A 1032-nucleotide genomic window follows, 5' to 3' on the forward strand; every position below is an offset into this window, starting at 1 on the left:
GATGTGGGAGTATGGGTCCCCAGCGAACTTGTTCGCTGGGGTGATTTATCGAGCGAAGCTCGATCTGTTTTTGTTTTAGCGGATAATCTCCACCGTTATCGGAAAACGATTCGCGCACAGCGCGAATGCCCACATCTGCTTCGCAGATATGGGGCACCCGGATCTCTCTGCCTCAAGATTGGTGACCATCCATCGCAGGTCGGGGCGACATCGCGATGGGTGGGGAACAGGAGATCCCTATGGAGTGCGCTTGCGGTAGTAGGTGCCTGCCGCAAAGAAGGTGGCGGAGAGCAGAAGGCTGACCAGGGCGTGCAGCCGCGAGCCGCTGTAGATCGCCAGCCAGGCGTTCCCCAGCCATACTGCGCAACCGATATACCAGATGCTCACCATCCACGGCCTCATAGTAGTGAGACGCAGGTGCAGTGCGCCGCGTTTTCGGACCTTGTTTTACACTTGATTAGGACTATTTCCAAGAAAAATCGCACATTTGCGAGGGAGCCCGAGCAGTTCATGTCACAGCGCACGTTCAGCATCATCAAGCCCGACGCCGTCCGTACGGGGTACGCAGGCGCCATCCTGGCCGAAATCGAGAAGGCCGGGTTCAAGATTGTTTCCATCAAGAAGATTTCCATTTCGAAGACACAGGCCGAGGGCTTCTACTACGTCCACAAGGAGCGCCCGTTCTTCGGCTCTCTGACTGACTTCATGAGCTCTGGCTCCATCATCCCGATGGTGCTGGAAAAGGACAACGCGATCGCCGACCTGCGCAAGCTGATGGGAGCCACCAACCCGGCAAATGCCGAAGAGGGCACCATCCGCAAGAAGTTCGCCGGTTCGATCGAAGAAAACGCGATCCACGGATCGGATGCAGAAGAGACGGCCGCTTTCGAGATCGGCTACTTCTTCGCCGGTCTCGAACTCGTCTAGAGCATTTTCCCTGTAGGTGTCTTGTAGGGCTTCGGCATTTATGGGCGTTTTCCGCAATGAAAACGCCGCACACCCCTTTCGGGATACCCAGCGACAGGGAAAATG

At 56.5% G+C, this 1032-nt stretch carries 2 protein-coding genes; one reads left to right on the plus strand and one right to left on the minus strand.

Going from position 1 to position 1032, the window contains the following annotated elements; genetic code table 11:
- Positions 1-237: 237 nt before the first annotated feature.
- Positions 238-390, minus strand: a complete 153-nt coding sequence (locus AB4043_RS26560) for a hypothetical protein (RefSeq protein ID WP_442303046.1) — start codon at positions 388-390, stop codon at positions 238-240.
- Between the two features lie 120 nt (positions 391-510).
- On the opposite strand from AB4043_RS26560, the gene ndk reads away from it, so the two are divergent.
- Positions 511-927 carry a nucleoside-diphosphate kinase gene (gene ndk, locus AB4043_RS26565; RefSeq protein ID WP_442308667.1) on the plus strand — a complete coding sequence of 139 codons (417 nt, stop codon included), beginning with the start codon at positions 511-513 and terminating at the stop codon, positions 925-927.
- The last annotated feature ends 105 nt before the right edge of the window (positions 928-1032 follow it).

The organism is Terriglobus sp. YAF25, assembly GCF_052113305.1.
GTDB lineage: Bacteria > Acidobacteriota > Terriglobia > Terriglobales > Acidobacteriaceae > Terriglobus.